Origin of the sequence: Amycolatopsis acidicola (assembly GCF_007713735.2) — a bacterium.
Classification (GTDB): domain Bacteria; phylum Actinomycetota; class Actinomycetes; order Mycobacteriales; family Pseudonocardiaceae; genus Amycolatopsis_E; species Amycolatopsis_E acidicola.
This window is the reverse complement of the sequence record NZ_VMNW02000040.1, coordinates 1-21317: the sequence shown is the minus strand read 5'-3', so window position 1 is coordinate 21317 and position 21317 is coordinate 1. Positions and strand designations below refer to the sequence as shown.

19 protein-coding genes are annotated in these 21317 nt (G+C 70.6%); 12 read left to right on the top strand and 7 right to left on the bottom strand.

The features are described from left to right. Nucleotides 1-55: 55 nt before the first annotated feature. Nucleotides 56-2407 carry an alkaline phosphatase family protein gene (locus FPZ12_RS24620; protein WP_144758790.1) on the top strand — a complete coding sequence of 784 codons (2352 nt, stop codon included), beginning with the start codon at nucleotides 56-58 and terminating at the stop codon, nucleotides 2405-2407. On the opposite strand, the gene FPZ12_RS24615 is transcribed toward FPZ12_RS24620, so the two are convergent. Beyond that, on the bottom strand, nucleotides 2394-2996 hold the full coding sequence (locus tag FPZ12_RS24615) for a TetR/AcrR family transcriptional regulator C-terminal domain-containing protein (protein WP_144758787.1): 603 nt from the start codon (nucleotides 2994-2996) through the stop codon (nucleotides 2394-2396). The genes FPZ12_RS24620 and FPZ12_RS24615 overlap by 14 nt on opposite strands. Between FPZ12_RS24615 and FPZ12_RS24610 the strand changes: the two genes are divergently transcribed. Both FPZ12_RS24610 and FPZ12_RS46600 read left to right on the top strand, forming a co-directional pair. Further along, nucleotides 2995-3714: a hypothetical protein gene (locus FPZ12_RS24610; RefSeq protein ID WP_166462890.1), complete on the top strand. Its 720-nt coding sequence runs from the start codon at nucleotides 2995-2997 to the stop codon at nucleotides 3712-3714. The two genes, FPZ12_RS24615 and FPZ12_RS24610, sit on opposite strands and share 2 nt — an antisense overlap. Before the next feature lie 227 nt (nucleotides 3715-3941). Continuing rightward, complete coding sequence (locus tag FPZ12_RS46600) at nucleotides 3942-4106, top strand: hypothetical protein (RefSeq protein WP_243770007.1); 165 nt, start codon at nucleotides 3942-3944, stop codon at nucleotides 4104-4106. Nucleotides 4107-4109: 3 nt separating this feature from the next. Here FPZ12_RS46600 and FPZ12_RS24600 read toward each other — a convergent pair whose 3' ends face one another. Then, complete coding sequence (locus FPZ12_RS24600) at nucleotides 4110-4694, bottom strand: NADPH-dependent FMN reductase (RefSeq protein ID WP_144758782.1); 585 nt, start codon at nucleotides 4692-4694, stop codon at nucleotides 4110-4112. Nucleotides 4695-4794: 100 nt separating this feature from the next. Here FPZ12_RS24600 and FPZ12_RS24595 point away from each other — a divergent pair, with 100 nt between their 5' ends. Continuing rightward, nucleotides 4795-5628, top strand: a complete 834-nt coding sequence (locus FPZ12_RS24595) for a helix-turn-helix domain-containing protein (RefSeq protein ID WP_144758779.1) — start codon at nucleotides 4795-4797, stop codon at nucleotides 5626-5628. A gap of 35 nt (nucleotides 5629-5663) precedes the next feature. Further along, on the top strand, nucleotides 5664-6866 hold the full coding sequence (locus tag FPZ12_RS24590) for a winged helix-turn-helix domain-containing protein (protein ID WP_144758776.1): 1203 nt from the start codon (nucleotides 5664-5666) through the stop codon (nucleotides 6864-6866). A gap of 3 nt (nucleotides 6867-6869) precedes the next feature. Here FPZ12_RS24590 and FPZ12_RS24585 read toward each other — a convergent pair whose 3' ends face one another. Continuing rightward, nucleotides 6870-7652 (bottom strand): methyltransferase domain-containing protein, encoded by a 783-nt coding sequence (locus FPZ12_RS24585; protein WP_166462889.1) that lies wholly within the window; start codon nucleotides 7650-7652, stop codon nucleotides 6870-6872. A 96-nt stretch (nucleotides 7653-7748) separates the two neighbouring features. Between FPZ12_RS24585 and FPZ12_RS24580 the strand changes: the two genes are divergently transcribed. Further along, a complete protein-coding gene (locus tag FPZ12_RS24580; protein WP_144758770.1) occupies nucleotides 7749-8567 on the top strand; it encodes a hypothetical protein in 819 nt (272 codons plus the stop codon). 110 nt (nucleotides 8568-8677) lie between these two features. Here FPZ12_RS24580 and FPZ12_RS24575 read toward each other — a convergent pair whose 3' ends face one another. The 4 genes from FPZ12_RS24575 to FPZ12_RS24560 form a co-directional block, all read right to left on the bottom strand. Then, nucleotides 8678-11491, bottom strand: a complete 2814-nt coding sequence (locus tag FPZ12_RS24575; protein ID WP_144758767.1) for a penicillin acylase family protein — start codon at nucleotides 11489-11491, stop codon at nucleotides 8678-8680. 77 nt (nucleotides 11492-11568) lie between these two features. Next, a complete protein-coding gene (locus FPZ12_RS24570; RefSeq protein ID WP_243770006.1) occupies nucleotides 11569-12735 on the bottom strand; it encodes an epoxide hydrolase family protein in 1167 nt (388 codons plus the stop codon). Nucleotides 12736-12857: 122 nt separating this feature from the next. Beyond that, nucleotides 12858-13763, bottom strand: coding sequence for a DUF4097 family beta strand repeat-containing protein (locus tag FPZ12_RS24565; RefSeq protein ID WP_424923637.1), 906 nt, complete (start codon nucleotides 13761-13763; stop codon nucleotides 12858-12860). Continuing rightward, a complete protein-coding gene (locus FPZ12_RS24560; RefSeq protein WP_144761545.1) occupies nucleotides 13760-14290 on the bottom strand; it encodes a toxin-antitoxin system HicB family antitoxin in 531 nt (176 codons plus the stop codon). Before FPZ12_RS24560 ends, FPZ12_RS24565 begins: the two co-directional genes overlap by 4 nt. A 125-nt stretch (nucleotides 14291-14415) precedes the next feature. On the opposite strand from FPZ12_RS24560, the gene thyX reads away from it, so the two are divergent. From thyX to FPZ12_RS24530, 6 genes are all read left to right on the top strand, one after another. Further along, nucleotides 14416-15168 carry an FAD-dependent thymidylate synthase gene (thyX, locus tag FPZ12_RS24555; protein ID WP_144761548.1) on the top strand — a complete coding sequence of 251 codons (753 nt, stop codon included), beginning with the start codon at nucleotides 14416-14418 and terminating at the stop codon, nucleotides 15166-15168. After that, nucleotides 15165-15557, top strand: a complete 393-nt coding sequence (locus FPZ12_RS24550; protein ID WP_144761551.1) for an ACT domain-containing protein — start codon at nucleotides 15165-15167, stop codon at nucleotides 15555-15557. Before thyX ends, FPZ12_RS24550 begins: the two co-directional genes overlap by 4 nt. A 101-nt stretch (nucleotides 15558-15658) precedes the next feature. After that, nucleotides 15659-16897: an Nramp family divalent metal transporter gene (locus FPZ12_RS24545; protein WP_166462888.1), complete on the top strand. Its 1239-nt coding sequence runs from the start codon at nucleotides 15659-15661 to the stop codon at nucleotides 16895-16897. A 78-nt stretch (nucleotides 16898-16975) separates the two neighbouring features. Beyond that, entirely contained in the window at nucleotides 16976-18469 is a 1494-nt protein-coding gene (locus tag FPZ12_RS24540; RefSeq protein ID WP_144761554.1) for a serine/threonine-protein kinase, read from the top strand. 129 nt (nucleotides 18470-18598) lie between these two features. Further along, nucleotides 18599-19612, top strand: coding sequence for a 4-hydroxy-tetrahydrodipicolinate synthase (dapA, locus tag FPZ12_RS24535; RefSeq protein WP_144761557.1), 1014 nt, complete (start codon nucleotides 18599-18601; stop codon nucleotides 19610-19612). Then, nucleotides 19609-21315: a ribonuclease J gene (locus tag FPZ12_RS24530; protein WP_150980481.1), complete on the top strand. Its 1707-nt coding sequence runs from the start codon at nucleotides 19609-19611 to the stop codon at nucleotides 21313-21315. The genes dapA and FPZ12_RS24530 overlap by 4 nt, the downstream gene beginning before the upstream one ends. Nucleotides 21316-21317: the final 2 nt, after the last annotated feature.

Genomic DNA, 21317 nt, shown 5'->3' with positions numbered 1-21317 from the left:
ACCAATTCCGGCAGGTGCATTGCCCTCGGCGAGCGGGTTCGCGAGCATCGGGCGCATGGTCAGCAGGCGGACCGCACTGGCGACCGGCGCCGGCGTCGTCGGTCTCGCCGCCGTGGCCGCGTTCCTGCCGCCGAATCTGCGCAAGGCCGTGACGAGCGGGGTCAAACCCGCGGGCATCGAGCACGTGGTGGTGCTGACGCAGGAGAACCGTTCGTTCGACCACTACTTCGGCACACTGTCCGGGGTGCGCGGCTTCGGCGACCCGGACGCGCTCACGCTGGCGGACGGGCGTTCGGTGTTCCACCAGCCCGACGAGAAAAGCTCGTCGGGATACCTCCTGCCGTTCCGACTCGACACGAAACGCACTGGCGCACAAGCGATCCCGTCGACCAGCCACGCGTTTTCCGTGCAGCACGAAGCGTGCCACGACGGCCGGATGGACCGGTGGGTGCCCGCGCACCGCGCTGCCGACGGCGCCTCGGGGCCGTTCACGATGGGCTACTACACGCGCGAGGACATCCCGTTCCACTTCGCGCTGGCCGAGGCGTTCACGATCTGCGACGCCTACCACTGCTCGGTGCTCGGCCCGACGTGGCCGAACCGGCTGTACCTGTGGACCGGCACCATCGACCCGGGCGGCGACGGCGGCGGCCCGGTGACCAGCAACGTGGTGCCCTCGCCGTTCCGCTGGAAGACCTACCCGGAGCGGCTGACCGAGGCGGGCGTTTCCTGGCACGTCTACCAGGAGGAAGACGACTACGGCTGCAACCCGCTGGAGTTCTTCCAGGCGTACCAGGACGCGGACACCGCTTCGCCGCTGTACCGGCACGGGTTGGCGATCGGCCCGGCCGACCAGTTCGAACGGGACGCGCGCGAGGACAGGCTGCCGACCGTTTCGTGGATCGTGCCGACCGGGGCGCAGTGCGAGCACCCGGACTACCTGCCCGCCGCGGGCGCGGATTTCGTGGCCCGCAAGCTCGACGCCGTCGCCGCGAACCCGGATGTGTGGCGCAAGACGGTGTTCATCCTCAACTACGACGAGAACGACGGGCTGTTCGACCACGTGCCGCCGCCGTTGCCGGAGCGGGGGACCGAGGGCGAGTTCGTCGACGGGGTGCCGATCGGGGCCGGATTCCGGGTGCCCTGCCTGATCATCTCGCCGTGGACGCAGGGCGGCTGGGTGGCGCGCGAGCGGTTCGACCACACGTCGGTGCTGCGGTTGTGCGAGCTGGTGACCGGGGTGCGGGAGCCGAACCTGACGGACTGGCGCCGGGAGACGTTCGGGGATCTGTTGTCCGCCTTGGGAATGCCTTCGGATGCGCCGTTCCCGTCGTTGCCGCGCGTGGATGTCGCCGAAGCCCAGAATGGAGTCGCGACGCTCCCGCCTGCCGCGGTTCCGGGCGTGCAGCAGGAGCCGCGGCAGGAACCGGGCGGCCGCAGGGAAACGACCGGCTACGCCGGGCCACGCAGCCGGGTGAGCGAAACCCTGACGACGCACCGGGCCGACTTTCCCGATGGCGCCGAGGGCACGAACTTCCCGGGCATCCCGCTCGCGGCGGCGACGGCCGTCCCGCCCGCGGCGGGGGAGGGGCGGGTCTACGTCGTGGGCATCACCGGGTTCCAGCTGCTCGTGCTGGAGGGTTCTTCCTTGCTGCGGGCCGTGGTCGCGGGCCCGAACCCGTACGACGTCACCACGGACGGCTCGCGGATCCTGGTGACCAACTCGGGCGCGAGTGATGTTTCGGTGTTCGACCCGGGCACGAACGCGATGACCGGGCGGATCCCCGTCGGCGCGTCACCGCACGGGATCGTCGCTTCCGGACCGGACGTGTTCGTCGCGAACACGGGCACGCGCACGGTTTCGGTGCTGGGCGAGGGCGAGATCGAGGTGGGCGCGGCGCCGCTGGGCGTGGCCGTCGCGGGCACGACGTTGTACGCCACTTGCGCGGACGGTCTGTCCATTGTGGATCTGGAAACGCGCGCCGTGCGCTCGCGGATGACCGAGCTGGCGCGGGCCCGCGGGCTCGCCGTGTCCCCGGACGGCTCGCTGGTGTATGCGACGTTGCCGGACGAAAACGCCATCGCCGTGGTGCGGGGTGCTGCGGTGGAACGGGTGTCGGTCGGGTGTTCGCCGTGGCAGGTCGTGTTCCGGCCGGACGGCTCCTTCGCCTACGTGAGCAATGCCAACGACGACACGGTTTCCGTCGTCGACCCCGGGAATGGCAGCGTCGTCGCGACGATCCCGGTCGGCCATGTGCCCACGGGCCTGTTCGCCACGCAGGAGACGTTGTGGGTCAGCACCAACGCTTCGTGCACGGTGCAGGCGGTGGATCTCGCCTCGCGGCGGGTGGTGGGCACAGTGCCGGTGGGCCTGTCCACCCAGCCGGCGGGCATCACGGTGCTGTAGCGCCGAGCATCAGGCGGACGCTGTGGCGGAAGAGGTCGTCGACGGTAGCGCCGGTGCCGAAGTACTCGGTGATCCCGGCGGTCGTCAGCGGATACCGTTCGGCGAGCGCTTCCCGGTCGACATCGTGTGGCTCGGCCTGGCCGGACTGTTCCTCCAGCACGAGCCCGAGGGTGAACCGTTCGACGAGCAGCACGAGCAACCGCGCCTGTCGCACGGATTCGCCTTGTTCCACCAGCACGGACAGGGCGTGCTCGGTGAGGTCGGCCATCGTCGTCGAACGCTGGGCCTCCGCGACGATCCGGGCGCCGTCCCGATGGCTGAGCAGCGCGCGGCGGAACCGGCTCGCGGCGTCCAGGAGCCACTCGCGCCACGGGGTGCCCTTGGGTTCCGGGAGCGTCTCCAGATCGGGCCGCAGGATCGCTTCCGCCATTTCGCCGGTCAGCTCACGTTTGTTGCGGACGTACCAGTAGAGCGTCGGCGCCTGGATCCCGAGCCGGGTGGCGAGTTTGCGCAGCGATACGCCTTCCAGGCCGGTTTCGTCCAGCAGAGCCAGTGCTTCCGCGACGATCCGCTCGCGCGTCAGCGGCATGCACCCGAACCTCGCCCTCACCCGGAACCGGGTCGGGAAAGTCCTCGTACCGGGGCGTCTCGCCGAGTTCGTGCACAACCGCCGCCGTCACGCGTCGGGGGACTTCGCGGCGGCCTTGCCCGCGATCCCCGGTTTCGACGGTGTCGGCGCGCTGCCCGATGGCACGGTGGTCGGGTTCGGGAACGTGCGCCCGCCCTACGGCGCGCTGGCCGAGCGCGCCGTTCAGGTCCTCCGCAAACTCGGCGCGGGACGGGTGATCGCGACCGGACGGCGGGCGGAGGCACTGCGCGAGGTGGGTGCGGACGCGACCATCCGCACCGACGTGCCGGACGAGGACCTCGTGGCCGCTTTCCGCCACGTGGACTGCGATGTGGTGCTCGACTTCCTGTGGGGCAGGCCAACCGAGCTGTTGATACGAGCGCTGACCCCGGCCGGGCTGGGCCTGGCCAAACCCACCCGGCTCGTCCAGGTGGGCGCGAGCGCGGGCGGGACGCTTTCGTTGCCCGCGGCGAGCGTGCGCACCTCGGGCGTCGAGATCTACGGCGCCACCAAGGGTTTGACGCCGACGGCGATGACGGAAGCCTATGAGCAGGTCGTCGAATGGGCGCGAGCCGGGGAACTCGTGTGCGACATCGAACGAGTGCCGCTGAGCGGGATCGAAGATGCCTGGGCCCGCGATGCCCCGCCGGGGAAGCGGATGGTCGTGGTGCCGGGCTGATCACCAGGGTGCTTCGGCGGCCCGCATGGCCTTGTCGGTCACCCCGGCCAGCGCGCCGAGTGCGATGAGCGCAAGCAGGCTCATGAGGATCCTGCGTCTGTGCTGGCAGCAGGAGCTGACCAACAAACAACTGGCCGGGCGAGTCGACCGCGACCCGGGAACCGTGCTCTACCACGTGCGTCACCTCGTCGAGGCGAGAGGAGATCAGCGCGGCCGGGCCGGGTTCGGTGCAGCTCTTCCGCAGCTTCGCCCTGCACCTGTCACCGGACGACGCCGCCGAACTGGACCTCCGGATCCAGGAACTCCTGGACGAGTACCTGGCGACCTACGACCGGCGCCTCGACCAGCCGCCGCACGGCGGCATGATCGTCTTGCACTGGCTCGCGGAGTGAGCACTAAGCCGGATAAGGCTCGGCCTCCCGGGCGGCCTTCAGTGCCCGGGCCCACCAGGCCAGCTGGTCCAGCATGGTCTTGGCGTAGCCGGGCGTCGCGGGGTCGAGTGGCTTGCCGTCTTCCCAGGCGGTGTAGTACATCGGGAACATCAGACCGTCGCGAATGGTCACCGCGTGCAGTTCGGTCAGCACGTTTTCCAGGTGCAGCACCGCATGCCGGCCACCGGCGGCGCCGCCGTAGCTGACGAACGCGACCGGTTTGGCCGTCCACTGCGTGAAATGCCAGTCGATCGCCGCCTTGAGCGAGGCCGGGTAGCTGTGGTTGTACTCCGGCGTGACGATGATGAACGCGTCCGCCTCCGTCAGCGCCGACGTCAGCGCGGCCATCCCGGCGGGGCGCGGGTAGTCGTCCCCGGCGTATTTCGGGGACGCCGCGGGCAGTTCCAGCGGGATGTCGACATCGGCGAGATCGAGCACATCCACGTCGAAACCGCCGTGCGCGGTGGCCTGCCCGGCGACCCACGAAGCCACGACGGGGCCGAACCGGCCTTCGCGGACGCTGCCGACGATGATCACGAGTTTGGTCATGCCCCCACGATCGACCTGGGCCGCCGCGGCAGCAAGGCCGCGCTCAGGCTGGCCCCCGCAGGGCCACGCTGAGCCCCGCCGACCGGCCTATGCTCGGCAGATGGGCTCGCCACTGGGGGATTTCCTCCGCGCCAAGCGCGACAGCACCCAGCCGGAGACGCTGGGCCTGCCCGAGCGCGGCCGCCGCCGCTCCCCGGGGCTGCGCCGCTCGGATCTCGCCACCCGCGCGGGCATCAGCGTCGAGTACCTGACGCGGATCGAGCAGGGCCGCGACCGCAACCCCTCGCCCGCCGTGATGAACGCGCTCGCCGACGCGCTGAGCCTGGGCCCCGCGGAGCGCAACCACCTGCGCTACCTCGCGAAGATCACCGGCGGCGCCTGCCCGACGCACACCCGTCCGGCGCCACCGCCGCGGCACGTGCGGCCGCAGATCCTGCAAACGCTTCGCCTGCTTGAGCCGGGCATCGCGGTGGTGACGAACAGGCTGGGCGACCTCCTCGCGCACACCGCGGGCTTCGAGGTGATCACCAGCGGCAGCGGCCTGCTCGACTCCGAGGCGCCGAACCTCACCCGGTACGTCTTCACCGATCCCCGTGCGCGCAAGCTGTTTCCCGATTGGGACCAGGTCGCCGACGAGCAGGCGTTCGACCTCTGGCTCGGGCCCGCCGTCGAGAACAGCGAATGGCTCAGCGCCGAACTGGCGCCCGTCGCGGGCCCCGAGTTCACCCGCCGGCTGAACCGGCACGAGGTCCCGGAGCGCGGCGTGCTCCGCCTGGATCACCCGTCCGGGCGGGAACTCCGCTTCCTCCGCGAGCCGCTCGAACTCGCCGACGACAATCAGCAGCTCGTCGTTTTCCTTCCCGCCGAACGGAAAACGGCCGAGGCGGTCGACGAGCTACGACGGCTCCGCGGGCCGCTGCGGGCGATCTCGTAAAAAACTGTCGGTGGGTGCTGGCACGATGATCCCCGATGGACACGATGAGCGTTGCGGCCACGCGGCGGGTCGCGCTGGCCGCGCAGGGGTTCGCCGATCCGAGGCCGGAGGTCAGCACGCGCAGGCACCTGAAGAAGGTGCTCTCGCGCGTGCAGCTGCTCCAGCTCGACTCGGTGAACGTGGTGGTGCGCGCCCATTACGCGCCCTTGTTCGCGCGGCTCGGCGCGTATGACCAGGCCTTGATCGACGACGCGGCGTGGTCGCCGAGCGCGCGCAAGCCGCGGTTGCTGGTGGAGACGTGGGCGCACGAGGCGAGCCTGATCCCGGTGGAGGACTGGCCGCTGCTGCGTTCCCGCGCGAAGCGGGACGGCTGGTGGCGGCACTACCAGCCGATCCTGGACCGGTCGCCGCAGCTGGTGGAGGACATCCTGGCGGTGGTCAAGGAGCTAGGCCCGGTCGGCGCGGGGCGGATCGAGCGCGAGGTGGTGGGGGAGGCGCAGCGCACCCCGGGCCCGTGGTGGGATCGCTCGGAGGTGAAGAAGGTCTGTGAGTACCTGTTCGGCATCGGGCAGCTGACCACGGGTAGCCGCAAGTCCTTCGAGCGGCTTTATGACCTGACGGAACGGGTCATCCCGCCGGAGATCCTGAGCCGGGAGGTCACCCCGGAACAGGGCGCACGGGAGCTGATCACGCGCTCGGCCGCGGCGCTCGGCGTGGCCACCGAGCCCGATCTGCGGGACTACTACCGGCTCGGCCCGCAGGTGAGTCAGCAGGCGGTGGTGGATCTCGTCGAGGCCGGTGTGCTGGAGCCGGTCCGCGTGCGCACGTGGCGGGCCCCGGCGTACCGGTTCGCGGGCGCGCGGCAGCCGCGCAAGATCACCGGCCGGGCGCTGCTGTGCCCGTTCGACCCGCTGATCTGGGAGCGCGCCAGGACGGAGCGGCTGTTCGACTTCAAGTACCGCATCGAGATCTACGTCCCAGGGCCGAAAAGGGTTTACGGCTACTACGTTTTCCCGTTCCTGCTCGACGGTGAGCTGGTCGCGAGGGTGGACCTGAAGGCGGACAGGGCCGAAGGTGTGCTGCGGGTGCCGGGCGCCTTCGCCGAGCCGGGTGCGGACATCGCACGCGTCGCCCCGGAGCTGATCGCCGAGCTGCGCCACATGGCCGAGTGGCTGCAACTCGACGGGGTCGTCGTGGGGGAGCGGGGTGATCTGGCGCCGGTACTGCGCAAGCTGTGACAGCTATTTCTGTCCCCACACCGCCATCGTGAGCGGGAAGACGAGCCCGTTCGGCTCGTCGAACTGCCGGAGCGCCACGTCGAACGCGGCCTCGGTGACCATCCCCGCACGTACCATGTCCGGGCGGATCCGGTTCAGGGCCAGCCGTAGCCAGGCGCCCCCGGTCTCGGTCCTGCCCGGCTCGATCACGTGCGTGCGTGCGGCGGTCCGGGTGTCGCGGAGTCCGGCCGCCGTCAGGTCGGCGTAGACGCGCCGGCCATAGGTCACGTCGACAGGGCTGCGTTCGCTGATCAACCGGGCGTGCTCGGTGATCACCTGGTCGAGGGGTGCGGGCATGGGCGAGTGCAACAGGGGCGCGAAATCCGGCTCTTCGACGAGAAGCCGGCCTTCAGGGCGCAAGGACGAAAGCAGGTGCGCGACCGCCGCGGCCCGGGATGCCGGGGCGAGCCAGAACAGCGTCCACCGGACATGCACGAGATCGAAGGAATCGGCGGGTAACGCGTCCGCGGCGATGTCGTGGCGGCGAATCTCCAACTGGGCGTTGCTCATCCGCTCGAGGAACTTGGTCTGGATGTCACAGGCGAGCACCCGCCCCGGCGGAGGGATGTGCTCGCCCAGCCACCCGGCGATGGAACCGGCCCCAGCGCCGGCTTCCAGGCACGTTTTCGCGTTGCGGGACAAGGGTTCCAGCAGTGCCTTCGTCCCGGGGTCGAGCGCTGCCTCGAGCGAGGTGAGGCGGGCGAGCTCCTCGGGCCAGGCCTCTTGGAAGAAATACGTGGAGGACATCTCAAGCCTCCCAGGGGTGTCACCAGCGCAGTCGCGTCGACCATGGTGCCCGTTACGGGGGTGGCGTGTGCCGGTCGCGCACGGTACAACCAGAGCATGGCCGAGCGCGTCCGGCGCCGTGACCAGCATGCCGCCGTGGAGCGGGACGTGCTGGTGCGGTACCTCGACGCATGGCTGGCCGGGGCGCTGCGGTCGCATCGCCGCGCCACGTATGTCGAGGGTGGTGAACTCGGGGCCGACGCGTTCCGGGTCTTCGAGGAGTTCGCCGACCGGATCGAGGGGCACCACCTCGAGATGGTGGTCGTGGGGTCGCCCGAGCTGGGGGAGCCGCCGGAAGGGTTGTCGGTCCGCCGGGTGGACACGCCCACGGGCCTGACCGTGGACGGGCCGATGCTGGCGCACCTGGACATGCTCGACGCGTTGTCGCTGACGAAGGGCAAGGCCCACGAGGTGGTCTTCACGCTGCCCGAGGCCGGCGACCGGCAGCGGTTGGGGGAGGTCGGGCTGGCCTACCGGGTCGCCGTCGAGCTGGTCGCCGACGGTGGCGAGACGGAGCTCCTGGTGTTCGCGACGGGCGACAGCAAACATCTCGCGACCTTCAAGCGAGAGCTGTGGTCCGTCGACGAGTTCGCCGGGATCCGCTACCGGGACCCGGCGGACACCGAGCGCACGCTGATCGATATTTCCCTTACGCCCCAACTACTTCCGCTGCGACGGGCGCTGTCGGCCGAACTTGCCCGGCGGGGCAGCCGCACGGTCGCCGAACTGCAGCGGCACACGCTGCTGGAGACGATCTACCGCGCCGAGGACACCATCGGCGCCCTGAACTCGGCGGCCACCGCCGGGGAGATCACCCGTGAGCCGGAGAAGGGACGCCTGACTCCTCGCACGGTCGTCAGCCCCGCCCGCCGATGAGGGAGACCTCCGCCGCGGCGTCCACGAACACCGTGACCTGATCGAGCCGCGCTTCCCGGCCGAGGCGGATTCGGACCATGGCAGTGAGTCCCAGCGCGCCGCCGTCGGGCTCACCGGTGCCCGGCGAACTGCACGACCTGCTGGAACGTCGGCCGGTTCTGCCACGTGCTCGCCGGGTCGGTCACCCCGCCCAGCGGCCGCTGCACGATCGAATCCGCGCACCACTGCTGCCCGGCCGAACAGTTGTCATCCGCCGGATAGACCTCCGACGCCGGCTGCGCCGCGGCCTGCGCCAGGGTCGTCAGCAGCGCCGTCCGGCACGACGCGAGGTCACCGCCGCCGCAGTACGGCTGCGCCAGCCCGCCCGCCACGGGTTCCCCGAGCACGGCCCGCAGATCCTTGTCCACATAGGACCACCAGCCGAACTGGAACGCCGAACCCCGGTGTGGCACCGATTCGTTCGCGCCCGCGGAGCCCGAGGTGGGGCCGGTCTGCCCGTTCGACGGCGATTCGTTGATCTGCAGCGCGCCGGTCATCGCGGTGAACAGGTCCTTGCCCATGCCCGGCCCGAACTCCGCCTGCACCAGCAGCGGCCACCACGCGTCCAGCACCCGGATCGCGTCCGCGTCGGCGTAGGTGTGGCTGCCCGGCGTGGTCTCGACCCGCTTGGCGCCGTGGGAAAGCCACGTCCGCAGCTGCTCGACGGCCTTGGCCTGCGCGGGATCGGTGACCGGCTGCGAGTCGATCACCTTCAGCAGCTCCGGCAGCACGTCCTCACCGCGCAGGTCGGTGACGGCGGCGTCCTCCATCGCCTTCGTCACGTCCGCGCGGCTGAGTTTCTGACCGCTGCGCACCAGCGCGCCCAGCCTGTCGTCGAGCAGATCGGAACGGTGCACGCTGCCGTCACCGAACCCGGCGGCGGTGTAGCCCTGCGCCTGTTTGTTGTTCCAGGACACGTAGTAGTCCTGCCCGATCGAGTTCGGGTGCTCGGCGGCCGTCGTGTGCTGGGCGTCGTTCGTGGCCGGGTCCCAGCCCGCCCATTCGTACCGCCGCTCGCCCAGCACCGGCAGGTTCGGATCCACAGTGGACGGACGAACCGGGTTCCAGCCGGAGTTGTAGTACGCGGCCTCGGTCGAGTTCACGTAGAACCAGTTGAACGTGTAGTTGATCTGCGACGCGGCTTGCTGGAACTGCTGCGCTGTGGCCATTTGTGCCGGATCATTGAACTTCTGGAACCCGATGATCGAGTCCGCCTCGTGCCGGTACGTCGACCGCTGGCTGGTGTACGCGACGGGCTTCCCGCCGATCGTCGCGCGGGACTGCACGAGACCGTACCGCGTTCGGTAGACGATCAGCTTGTACGAGCCCTTCGCGGTGCTGTCCGCGATCGTCGGGCTCCACGAGTCGTCGACCTCCAGCGCCTCCATCGGCACGCACTGGCCGTTGTCGAGGTAGGAGTTCGAATCCTTCGTCACCACCGAGCCGCCGGTCGTGCACAGCGGCACGGCGAAGGTGTCGGTGATGTCCTGGCTCGCCGACGTCGCGCTCCACGCGTAGTCCTGGCCGCGGCCCAGCTGCACGTAGAAGTTCGTGCCGGCGAACGCGACGCCGCGCGAGCTGATTCCAGGCCCCTGCAACTCTTCCAGCATCAGCAGCTGCGGCGCGAAGTACCCGGTCTGCGGGCCGAACACGGCGATCGGGTGCCCGTCGTCGGTGTGCTGCCCGGACACGACGAGCGCGTTGGACATCCCGTGCTTGTCCGACAGCATCGCGCCCGGCAGCACGCCGTTGTCGAAGATTCCCTTGGCGGCATTGAGATTCCCGGGCGCGGCGACCTCGGCCTTGGCGTTCGTGACCGCCGAGCCCGTGGGGTCGTAGATCTCCTGCTGCGGCGTGACCGAGCCCGGGTCCGGGGTCGCGACGCCCTGCGCGTTGGCCGGGCTCGCCCCGTACGGGAACGTCTGTCCATCGTGGAGGGTCAGGTCGGCTTCGGGGTCGTTCTGCTCGCGGAAGGACTGCCACACCTGGTCGCCCAGCTGCGTGCCGTACCTCGCTTCGGCGGCCTGCTTGACGAGCGCGGACTGGACCTCGCCGCCGCCACCGGTGCCGAATAGCGCCCCCACCACACCGGCGATGGCGATCAGGTCGGTCGCGGTGAACGGTGCGATGTCCCCGGCGTTGGTGATCGCGTCGACGTGCCCGGTCAGCACGTACTCGCCGGGGAAGTAGCGGCCGTCGTGCGACTGCTTGATGTAGCTGTTGAGCCCTTCGAGGTAAGCGCTGATGTCCGAAAGTGCTTGCGCGCCTTCGGCTCCGCTCTGCGCGATGCGGTCGACCTGTGACTGCAGGTCCTGCTCGGTGTACGGCGCCGCGGCCCAGAACGTCTGCTCCAGCGAACGGTTCGCCTCCGCGCCGCCGGCGAACCCGCTCAGCTGCCCGCGCCCGACGTGCCGGAACACGTCCATCATCCACAGCCGGTCCTGCGCGGCGGCGTACCCGGCGCCGAACTCGGTGCCCGAGCGGGTGCTGCCGTACACGTGCGGGACGCCGGTTTTCTTGTCCCGCACGATCTTCACGTCCGAGCGCGGCTGGATCGTGCTCGCCACGTCGCCGCTCGCGACGCCGAACGACGAGTCGTTGAAGTAGTCGTCGATGGTGTCGTTGGTCAGCTGCTGGTAGTTGCCCGCGAGCTGCTCGTACGGCTTGAGCTGGTCGTCGGTGTGCGCGGGCCGGGTGCCGAACAGCCGGTTGGCGAGGATGTCGGCGAGCGTGGCGTTGCCGTTCTCGCCGGGCGGCAGGATGTCGTTGCACTGGCCGACGCAGTAGTCGTTGGTGGCGGCGGCCTCCGCGGGAGCGCTGACGCCGGCGACGAACATCGTGACGGCGGCGGTCAGCGCCACCAGTGTGCGAACTGTCCGGGGCATGCGCGCGCTCCTTCCGGCTGTACACGACTACGTGCGGAGCGTGAGACTACCTGCGAGTAGGCTATTGCGAAAGTCCCTCACATTTTGCCGCGGTACGGCCGGAAGAACGTCCGAAGATCTTCGACGTACGCCTCGGGCTCTTCGAACGGCGCGAAATGCCCGCCACGCGGCTGTTCGCTCAGGTGCACGAGGTTCGTCGTGCGTTCGAGCCACGCGCGGGGCGGGCGGACGAGGTCGCCGGGGAACAGCGCGAAACCCGATGGCACCTCGACCCGGCGGGCCTGCTGCTCGCGGGGGATCGCGCCGTTGGCGTGGTACATGCGCATCGATGAGCCGATCGTGCCGGTGAACCAATAAATCGAGACGTTGGTGAGGATCTCGTCCTTCGTGAAGCGCCGCTCGACGTCGCCTCCGCAATCGCTCCACGCGCGGAGCTTCTCGGCGATCCACGCGGCGAGCCCGGCGGGGGAGTCGGTCAGCCCGACGGCCGCGGTTTGGGGCTTCGTGCGGTGCATCGCGCCGTAAGCGCCCTCCGCCGCGCCCCACGCCATCGCGGATTCGAGGAAGGCGCGCTCTTCGGGCGCGAGCTCGGCCGGATCACCCGTGAAGACGGGCATTCCCGCGTCGATCCGGTGCACGCCGACGACGCGCTCGGCGTGATCGAGCGCCAGGAAGCGGCTCACCCCGCTGCCGATGTCCCCGCCCGCCGCGGCGAATCGTTCGTAGCCGAGCGCTGTCATCAGCCTGGCCCACCTGCCCGCGACGGTGATCGTGTCGGGTATCTCGGCGGTGGGGCGGTCGGAGTAGCCGTAGCCCGGCATGTCCGGCACCACCACGTCGAACGCGTCCGCCGGATCGCCGCCGTGCGCGGCGGGATCGGTCAGGAGCGGGATGACTTTTTCGTAGCGCCAGAAGGAATCCGGCCAGCCGTGGCAGAGGATCAGCGGTAGCGCGGGCTCTTTCGCGCGCGCGTGCACGAAATGGATGCCGAGCCCGTCGATGGTCGTGCGGAAACGGGGCAGCCGCGCGAGTTTCGCCTCCTGCGCCGGCCAGTCGAACCCGTCCGCCCAGTACGCGACGAGCTCCCGGAGGTAGGCGATGTCGGTGCCCAGGGACCAGCCGGCGTCCTCGGGCGCGTCCGGCCACCGCGTCGCGCGCAGACGGGCACGGAGATCTTCGATCGCTTCCTGCGGAGTATGCGGCGTGAACGGCGCGATGTCCGGCATGAGATCGACTTTACGCACCGCGGCAGGTTGTGGTGTGCCACCCGAACATCTCGTGGACGCGGTGACGAGCGAGGGGGTGTCCCCGGAATCCGGCTGTGGGACACGGATCCGGGGACACCCCCTACCCCCTGGGCGCCGCGCTACTGGGGTGCGCGGGTGATCACCGCGGCGCCGGAGCCGGTGCGGCCGCGGACGTGCAGCGGCACCTCGCCCTCCGGCTCTTCGAGCGCCACGTCCAGTTCGCTGGAAACCTTGCCACTACTGGAAGTCAGGTCCACTTCGGCGGTCACGCCCGGCCGCACGCCGACCCGGATCTCGCCGGAGCCGGTGATCAGTTCGAGCGATCCGGCGGCCGCTTCGGCCACCGACAGGTCGCCGCTGCCGCTGCGCGCCATGATCTCGCCGGAGGTCACGCCCAGCCACACATCGCCGGTGCCGGTGGCCACCGTCGACGAGCCGGACAGCGAAGACGCCTCCACGTCACCACTTCCGGTGCGCAGCTGCAGCCCGCCCAGCGTCGGGCCGAGCCGGATCGCGCCGGAGCCGGTGCGCACGACCGCGGCGCCGTCGGTGCGCTCCACCTTCACCTCACCCGCGCCGGTCAGCACGTCCGCGCGCCCGCAGGCGCCGGTGACCGTGACATCGGCCGAACCCGCGCGCGCCTCCAGCCGTGAACCGGCGGGCGCGCGCACCACCACGCCGAGCGGAATGTTGCGCAGTGGCAAGGCTTTCGGCGCCCGGACGACGATGCGGCCGCCGGTCTGCTCCACCCGCGTCTGCTGCACCGCCTCGGCCGCGGACCCGCTGAACTCCCCGAACTGGTCCCCGAACCGTTCGGTGACCCAGTTCAGCAGGTTCGTCATGCCCTGCGCCCACGGCTCACGGACATCGGGCTCGTGCCGCACCTCGACGCCGACTTCGGTGGCGTCCGGCACGAGCTCCACGGTGATCCGGCCGAGCAGCACGCTCACGTCCAGATCCACCGGCCCGTCGACGGGGAACACCTGGTGCTGCGCCAGTTCCCCCGGTTGCTCGGTCATGGTCATCCCTTCACCCAGCCGTGCAGATGGGAGTCGGTGCTGCGGCCGGGCTTGGCCTTACCCGCGCCCTTGCCGTGGAACTGGGCGCCACCGAGCGCGCCCTGCACCGCCTGCGAAATGAACGTGTTCAGCGAAACCCCCTGCGCGGCGGCGGCCTGCTCGGCCTGTCCCTTGATCTGTTCGACCATCCGCAGCGTCATGCGGGCGATGTCCCCGCCCTCGCCCGGATTCGGGGGAGCAGGCGGCGGAGGCGGTGGCGGCGGGGCCTGCCCCGGCTCCGGCGCGGCCTCCGGCGACCCCGTGACGACGACGCGGACGTCCCGGCCGTCGAGCCGGACCTCCACGACGTGCCCGGGCAGATGCGTGGTGACCTCGGCGGCGAGGTCGGCGAGCGCGTTCATCAGCGCCAGCCGCACCGCCGGCTCCAGCGCCGCGGAGAGCACGGCCGCGGTCCGCCGGGTGTTCTCGTCGCCGGCCGAAGCCGTGGCGGCGAGGTCCTCGCGGAGGCTGGTGATGTACGGCGTCAAATCCATGACACCACTATGACGTCACATGTGGTGTCAGTCAAGGCGTCGGGTTGGTGCCGGGGCGTCTTCGCCGAAACCGTCGGAGGCTCCCGTTACGCTGCCTGGAGTCGCAGAGGGGAAGGAGCGCGAAGGTGGCCGAGACGGTTTCGCCCAAGGTGCAGTTGATCGCGAAGACGGAGTTCTTCCCGCCGGAGGACGTGCCCTGGTCCACCGACGCGGACGGCGGCCAGGCGCTGGCCGAGTTCGCCGGCCGGGCCTGCTACCAGTCCTGGAAGAAACCCAACCCGAAGACCGCGACCAACGCGGGCTACGTCGACCACATCATCGAGGTCGGCCACCTTTCGGTGCTCGAGCACGGTTCGGTCAGCTTCTACATCACCGGGATCTCCCGCTCGCTCACCCACGAGCTGATCCGCCACCGGCACTTCTCGTTCTCGCAGCTTTCCCAGCGCTACGTCCCCGAGCGCAACGCGGCCTTCGTCGAGCCCGACGTCATCGCGCAGGATCCCGAGCTGCACGAGAAGTTCCTCAAGGCCGCGCAGGCGAGTGTGGACGCGTACACCGAGCTGCTCGCCGGGCTGGAGCAGAAGTTCGACGACGCGCCCAGCGCCACGCTGCGTCGCAAGCAGGCCCGCCAGGCCGCCCGCGCGGTGCTGCCCAACGCCACCGAGACCCGCATCGTCGTCACCGGGAACTACCGCGCCTGGCGTCACTTCATCGCCATGCGCGCCACCGAGCACGCCGACGTGGAGATCCGCGCGCTGGCCGTGGAATGCTTGCGGCAGCTGCAAAAGGCCGCCGAAAACGTGTTCGCCGACTTCACCATCTCGACCCTGCCCGACGGCACCGAGATCGCCTCCAGCCCGAAGGTGCTCGAGGGGTGAAACGGCTCGCCATCGACGTTCAGCCGGGGGAGTACACGGTCGCCAGGCTGGAGCCGGACGCCCCGGTTCCGGCCGCGCTGCTGGAGCGGCCGGGGTTCGTCTCGGTCACCCGCACCCTCGCCGAGCTGTCGGTCATCTGCGCCTCCGGTGACGAGCCCGAGGGCGCGAGGGTCGAGGCGGGCTGGCGGCTGCTGACCGTGCGCGGCCCGCTGGCGTTCCAGCTCACCGGCATCATCGCGGCGCTGGCCAACGAGCTGGCCGCGGCCGGGGTCGCGCTGTTCACGCTCTCCACGTTCGACACCGATCACGTGCTGGTGAAGCGGGCGGACCTGGAGCGTGCGGTCAACGCGCTGCGCGGGGCCGGGCACGAGGTGGCCCTCCCGGGCTGAAATTCGCGAGCAAGGCCACACCGGGCACGCTGTACAGGGAAGTTCGGTCCACCTAACATTCAAGTTGGGTCCGGCGACACCGTGCGGCGAGAGGTGGTCCGATGGCACTGACGGAGGCGGCCCGCCCCAAGCTGGCGCGTGTCCGCGCCGGCGGGGCGCTGCTCGGGCCCGCCTTCGTGGCGGCGATCGCGTACGTCGACCCCGGCAACGTCGCGGCGAACGTCAGCGCCGGCGCCCAGTTCGGGTACCTGCTGGTCTGGGTGATCGTGGCGGCCAACCTGATGGCCGCGCTCGTGCAGTACCTGTCCGCGAAACTCGGCCTGGTCACCGGCATGTCACTGCCCGAGGCGATGCGCGAGCGGACGCCGCGCGCCGGGCGGCTGGCCTACTGGGCGCAGGCGGAACTGGTCGCGGTGGCCACCGACCTCGCCGAGGTCGTGGGCGGCGCGATCGCGCTGAACCTGTTGTTCCGGCTGCCTTTGCTGGCCGGTGGCGTGATCACCGGCGTGGTGTCGATGGGCCTGCTGGTGGTGCAGGACAAGGGCGGGCAGCGGCCGTTCGAGCGGGTGATCACCGGGCTGCTGGCCGTCATCGCGATCGGTTTCCTGGCCAGTGTGTTCGTCGAACCGCCGGACGCCGCCGGCGTCGCGGGCGGGCTGCTGCCGAGGTTCCAGGGCAGCGAGAGCGTGCTCATCGCGGCGGCCATGCTCGGCGCGACGGTCATGCCGCACGCGGTGTACCTGCACTCCGGGCTGGCGCGCGACAGGCACGGGCATCCCGAGGGCGGCAGGCTCAAGCGGCTGCTGAAGATCACCCGCGTCGACGTCGGGCTCGCGATGCTGCTCGCGGGCGCGGTGAACCTGTCGATGCTGCTGCTCGCGGCCACCAATCTCCAAGGCGTGGCGGGCGTGGATTCGATCGAGGGCGTGCACACCGCGGTCGGCCAGGCGCTGGGGAGTGGCGTCGCGTTGCTGTTCGCGCTGGGACTGCTCGCTTCCGGGCTCGCCTCGACCTCGGTCGGCGCCTACGCCGGCGCGATGATCATGCAGGGCCTGCTGCGCAAACGCATTCCCATCCTGCTGCGCCGGCTGATCACGCTCGCCCCGGCGATCGTCGTGCTCGCGCTGGGCGCGGACCCGTCCCGCGCGCTCGTGGTGTCACAGGTGGTGCTCTCGTTCGGCATCCCGTTCGCGCTGATCCCGCTGGTCCGCCTGACCAGCGACCGCGGCCTGCTCGGTGACGCGGTCAACCACCGGGTCACCACGGTGCTGGCGTGGGCCGTCGCCGGGATCGTCGTGGTGCTCAACGTGGTGCTGCTCTGGCTCACGTTCGCCGGCTGAATTCCCGAGGAACCGCCCGGACGCGTGCGGGGTCGGACTAGCATCCGTCCAGTCCGCACCGAGGGAGGGCCCGGCCAGGTGACCAACGAACAGACGACGCAACGGGCGAACACGCCCACGCCCCGGATCATCGCGGGGCGGTACGCCTTGCTGGCCGAGATCGGCCGCGGCGGGATGGGCGTGGTCTGGCGCGGCGAGGACCGGGTGATCGGGCGGCAGGTCGCGATCAAGGAACTGCAGCTGCCCGACGGCGCGGAGGATTCGGTCCGCGCCGAACGCGTGCTGCGCGAGGTACGCACCGGGGGCAGGCTTAACGACCCGGCGGTGGTCACGGTCTTCGACGTCGTCTCCGAGGACGGCGGCACATTCATCGTGATGGAGCTCGTCGAGGCGCCGACGCTGTCGGAACTGGTGCGGCGCAACGGCCCACTGCCCCCGGCGCAGGCGGCGTCGATCGGGCAGCAGGTGCTCACCGCGCTGCAGGCCGCGCACGAAGCCGGGATCGTGCACCGCGATGTCAAGCCGGGCAACATCATGGTCGCCGCCAACGGCCGCGTGAAGCTCACCGACTTCGGGATCGCGCAGGCCGTCGACGACCCGCGGCTGACCACCAGCGGGATGATCGTCGGCTCCCCGGCGTTCATGGCGCCGGAACGCGTCGCGGGCAAGGAAGCGCTGCCCGCCTCGGATCTGTGGTCGCTGGGCGCGACGCTGTACTTCGCGGTCGAGGGCGTGCTCGCTTTCGAACGGCCCACCACGGCGGCGACGCTGCACGCGATCATGAACGAAATCCCTTACCTGACAAGGATTCAGGGGCCGCTCGCGTCGGCGATCATGGGTCTGCTGGTGGCCAGCCCGGACGGCCGGATCAGTGCCGCGCAGGCGCATCAGCTGCTCGGCATGGCCGCGACGCCGGCCGGCCAGCACACGCCGCCGGGCGGGCACACCGCGTTGTGGTCGGGCCCGCTGCCGACCATGCAGGCGCCCGTGCAGCCGGCGAATCCCGGGCGGCGCAAGCTTTTCGTCTCACTCGGCGCGGTGGCCGCGGTGCTGCTGCTGGCCGGCGGGTTCGCGCTCGGGGACTGGTGGGGCACGCCGAAGTCCACGACGGACCCGGCGATGCTGCCCACGCTGACCTACGGCGACGGGGGCGATCTGGCGTCGTTCAGCCCGACCTCCTCGTACTCCTGCTACAACGGCAGGCTCACCCCGGGCTACAACATCTCCAGCGACAACGGGCTCGACTGCGCCAAGGCGCACGACTTCGAGGTCTACGACACCTTCACGGTTTTCGGTGGCAGTACCAGCGGTTCCGACCCGGACGCGGCGGCTTATCCGGGCGTGGACGCGCTCGCCCGCTTCGCCCAGGCCCGGTGCACGATGACGTTCCACTCGAACATGGTCGACGGGAAGGCCAGGCCCACGCTGAACTTCCGCGCGCTCATCCCGACCCAGCAGCTGTGGGACACGCCGGTCGACACCTACGAAACCCCGTACCGGTCGGCCTACTGCGCCGTCACCCGGCAGGACTCCGCGCAGCTGACGGAGGGCGTGGCCTACAGCGTGAAATAGCGGGATAAGTTCCGGTCACGCGGCACCGGCACGCGGGATTCTCCGGCCCGCCGCGTGCTCCGCCTGTGGATCGTGCCGTTGCGGCAGGTCGTCGCGGAGAATCCGGCCCGAACGAGGTACCGTCAGAGCATGTCCACTCCACCTACCGCAGCCCCCGGCAGGCCGTTCGGGCGCGTGCTCACCGCGATGGTCACCCCCTTCGACGCCCAGGGCGCGGTGGACCTGAAGCGGGCGCAGGAGCTCGCCGAGCACCTCGTGGACCTGGGCAACGACGGCCTCGTGCTCAACGGCACCACCGGCGAGAGCCCGACCACGACCGACGCCGAGAAGGCCGACGTCATCCGCGCCGTGGTCGAAGCGGTCGGTGACCGCGCGACGGTCGTCGCCGGTGCCGGCACCTACAACACGGCGCACAGCGTGGAACTGGTGCAGCAGGCCGAAAAGGCCGGCGCGCACGGCGTCCTGCTGGTCACCCCGTACTACTCGCGCCCGTCCCAGGCCGGGATCCAGGCGCATTTCACCACGGTCGCGGACGCGACCGGGCTGCCGGTGATGCTCTACGACATCCCGCCGCGCTCGATCGTGCCGATCGAGGTCGACACCCTGCGCCGGCTCGCCGAGCACCCGCGGATCCTCGCGGTCAAGGACGCGAAGGGCGATCTGCTGGCGGGCAGCGAGGTCATCGCGAACACGCATCTGGCCTACTACTCCGGTGACGACGCGCTGAACCTGCCGTGGCTGTCCGTGGGCGCCACCGGCGTGGTGAGCGTGATCGGGCACGTCGTCGCGGGCCGGATCCGCGCGATGATCGAGGCCTACGAAGACGGGGACACCTCCACCGCGCGCACCAACCACCGCGCCATGCTGCCGGTGTTCCGGGCGATGTCCCGGGTCGGCGGCGTGGTGTTCTCCAAGACGGCCCTCGCGCTGCGCGGCCACGAGGTCGGCGGCCCGCGGCTGCCGCTGGTGCCCGCCACCGAGGACCAGGTCGAGGCTATCGCCGCGGACCTCACCCAGGCCGGGGTCCCCCTTGACGAATCCCGCGGCGGGGACTGGCACAGTTCGAGGGTCGCGCAAGCGGACTCGGCGGCGGCCTACGTCTCGCCGACCACTCACACCAGCGTAGGGACCATTCCTAGGTGACACAGCTTTCCCCGAATCCAGCCGGACCCGGACCGACCAGCACCCCGCCCGCACTCGCCGACGGTGCCCTGCGCGTAGTCGCGCTGGGCGGAATCGGCGAGGTGGGCCGCAACATGACCGTCTTCGAGTTCGGCGGCAGGCTGCTGATCGTCGACTGCGGGGTGCTCTTCCCGGAGGACGCGCAGCCGGGCGTCGACCTGATCCTGCCGGACTTCCGCGCCATCGAGGACAGGCTGGACGAGATCGACGCGCTCGTGCTCACCCACGGGCACGAGGACCACATCGGCGCGGTCCCGTTCCTGCTGCGGCTGCGCCCGGACCTGCCGGTCTACGGATCCCGGTTCACCCTCGCGCTGCTCGAGGCGAAATGCCGCGAGCACCGGCAGCGGCCGAAGCTGATCGAGGTGACCGAATCCGAGCGCCGTTCGGTGGGCCCGTTCGAGCTGGAGTTCTTCGCGGTCAACCACTCCATCCCGGACGCGCTCGCGGTCGCCATCCGCACCCCGGCCGGGGTCGTGCTGCACACCGGTGACATCAAGCTCGACCAGCTGCCCCTCGACGGGCGCCTCACCGACCTCGCCGGGTTCTCCCGGCTGGGCGACGAGGGCGTGGACCTGCTGTGCATCGACTCCACCAACGCCGAGGTGCCCGGGTTCGTCACGCCGGAGCGCGACATCGGCCCGGTGCTCGACGACGTGATCGGCCGGGTCACCCAGCGCGTGATCGTGGCGTGTTTCGCCAGCCACGTGCACCGCGTGCAGCAGGTGCTCGACGCGGCGGTCCGGCACGGCAGGCGGGTCGCGTTCGTGGGCCGCTCGATGGTCCGCAACATGGGCATCGCCGCCGAGCTGGGGCTGCTGGAGATCCCCGAGGGGCTCCTGATCGACCTCGACCAGGCGGTGAACCTGCCGGAGACGAAGGTGCTGTTCGTGTCGACCGGTTCGCAGGGCGAGCCGCTCTCGGCGCTGTCGCGGATGGCGCGCGGCGAACACCGGCAGATCTCCATCCGCGCCGGGGACACCGTGGTGCTGGCCAGCTCGCTGATCCCGGGCAACGAGACCGCGGTGTTCGGTGTGGTCAACGGCCTGGTGCGGCTCGGCGCGAACGTCGTGCACCAGGGCAACGCGAAGGTGCACGTGTCCGGGCACGCGTCCGCGGGCGAGCTTTTGTTCCTGTACAACGCTATTCGCCCCAGCAACGTGATGCCGGTGCACGGCGAGTGGCGGCACCTGCGCGCGAACGGTGAGCTGGCGGTGCGCACTGGGGTGGCGCCGGAGCACGTGGTGCTCGCCGAGGACGGCGTGGTGGTCGACCTGGTCGACGGCCGGGCCCGCGCCACCGGCCGGGTCGAGGTCGGGCACGTGTACGTGGACGGGCTTTCGGTCGGTGACGTCGGCGAGTCGACGCTGTCGGACAGGCTGGTGCTCGGCGAGGGCGGGTTCATCGCGATCACCGTGGTGATCGATTCGGCGACGGGCCGCGCGGTCGGTTCGCCCTCGATCTCCGGCCGCGGCTTCTCCGACGACCCGAAGGCGCTCGACGCCGTGCTGCCGCTGGTGGAGATGGAGCTGTCCCGCACCGAGTCCGAGGGCATCACCGACAGCCACCGGATCGCGCAGGCCGTCCGCCGGGTGACCGGCCGCTGGGTGGCCGAGACGTACCGCCGCCGCCCGATGATCGTGCCCACGGTCATCCCGGTCTAACC

What these genes read in the sequence shown, in the direction of transcription:
- FPZ12_RS24620 (WP_144758790.1), top strand. Translation starts at nt 56, where the DNA reads ATGGTCAGCAGGCGGACCGCACTGGCGACCGGCGCCGGCGTCGTCGGT.
- FPZ12_RS24610 (WP_166462890.1), top strand. Translation starts at nt 2,995, where the DNA reads ATGCACCCGAACCTCGCCCTCACCCGGAACCGGGTCGGGAAAGTCCTC.
- FPZ12_RS24615 (WP_144758787.1), bottom strand. Translation starts at nt 2,996, where the DNA reads ATGCCGCTGACGCGCGAGCGGATCGTCGCGGAAGCACTGGCTCTGCTG.
- FPZ12_RS24600 (WP_144758782.1), bottom strand. Translation starts at nt 4,694, where the DNA reads ATGACCAAACTCGTGATCATCGTCGGCAGCGTCCGCGAAGGCCGGTTC.
- FPZ12_RS24595 (WP_144758779.1), top strand. Translation starts at nt 4,795, where the DNA reads ATGGGCTCGCCACTGGGGGATTTCCTCCGCGCCAAGCGCGACAGCACC.
- FPZ12_RS24590 (WP_144758776.1), top strand. Translation starts at nt 5,664, where the DNA reads ATGGACACGATGAGCGTTGCGGCCACGCGGCGGGTCGCGCTGGCCGCG.
- FPZ12_RS24585 (WP_166462889.1), bottom strand. Translation starts at nt 7,652, where the DNA reads ATGTCCTCCACGTATTTCTTCCAAGAGGCCTGGCCCGAGGAGCTCGCC.
- FPZ12_RS24580 (WP_144758770.1), top strand. Translation starts at nt 7,749, where the DNA reads ATGGCCGAGCGCGTCCGGCGCCGTGACCAGCATGCCGCCGTGGAGCGG.
- FPZ12_RS24575 (WP_144758767.1), bottom strand. Translation starts at nt 11,491, where the DNA reads ATGCCCCGGACAGTTCGCACACTGGTGGCGCTGACCGCCGCCGTCACG.
- FPZ12_RS24565 (WP_424923637.1), bottom strand. Translation starts at nt 13,763, where the DNA reads ATGACCATGACCGAGCAACCGGGGGAACTGGCGCAGCACCAGGTGTTC.
- FPZ12_RS24560 (WP_144761545.1), bottom strand. Translation starts at nt 14,290, where the DNA reads ATGGATTTGACGCCGTACATCACCAGCCTCCGCGAGGACCTCGCCGCC.
- FPZ12_RS24545 (WP_166462888.1), top strand. Translation starts at nt 15,659, where the DNA reads ATGGCACTGACGGAGGCGGCCCGCCCCAAGCTGGCGCGTGTCCGCGCC.
- dapA (WP_144761557.1), top strand. Translation starts at nt 18,599, where the DNA reads ATGTCCACTCCACCTACCGCAGCCCCCGGCAGGCCGTTCGGGCGCGTG.